Here is a 550-nt window from a genome sequence, read left to right as displayed (position 1 = left end):
TTGGGAGCAGGGGGAGATCTTCATAGGGTAAAGATACAAAAAAAGAAAGAATTGACAAAATAAAAAAGAAAATAGTTTTGCAGAGGTCTCTCTTGCAGTGGGTATAATCCTAAAACTATCCCACCCAAAGGAAACAATGCGTAGGCTTCCTGACTCTGTTCCGATTTCTTCCATCCCAAGCCCTCGTAGAAAGCCAATGCCTTTTGAAAGTCTTTTACTCCCAATGTGATTAAAGTGAGTTTCTGTCTCATAAGTTGTACATTATAGAATCCGCCACAAAGTTACTTATTCATAGCAAGAAAGAAGAATGAAACGGCAAGAAAATCATCTTCCTCAGAAACTCTATCTCCGATAATTCTCCTTCAAAATTCGTTGCAGGTCAGACAATCGGTAAAGTATCTTCCCTGCAATCTGCGTGTATGGGATAATGCCCTTGTCCCGATAGTCCTGCAAGGTGCGAGGGCTGACGAAAAGCCGTTCACAGACCTCTCGCCCCGTAAGGTAGATTTCTCCCCCGAAGAGCGGACGGTGCGTTTGGGCAATCTCCCGA

At 43.6% G+C, this 550-nt stretch carries 2 protein-coding genes; both read right to left on the bottom strand.

Annotation, left to right across the window (positions count from 1 at the left end; all coding sequences use genetic code 11):
• Positions 1-20: 20 nt before the first annotated feature.
• On the bottom strand, positions 21-251 hold the full coding sequence (locus EII14_RS09685) for a VOC family protein (protein ID WP_370242268.1): 231 nt from the start codon (positions 249-251) through the stop codon (positions 21-23).
• Between the two features lie 91 nt (positions 252-342).
• Positions 343-550 (bottom strand): helix-turn-helix domain-containing protein (locus EII14_RS09075; RefSeq protein ID WP_148090633.1); only part of this gene is annotated, 208 nt, incomplete at its 5' end.

It is taken from the genome of Alloprevotella sp. OH1205_COT-284 (assembly GCF_003859795.1).
Lineage (GTDB): Bacteria > Bacteroidota > Bacteroidia > Bacteroidales > Bacteroidaceae > Alloprevotella.
This window is presented reverse-complemented; position numbering and strand designations above follow the sequence as displayed.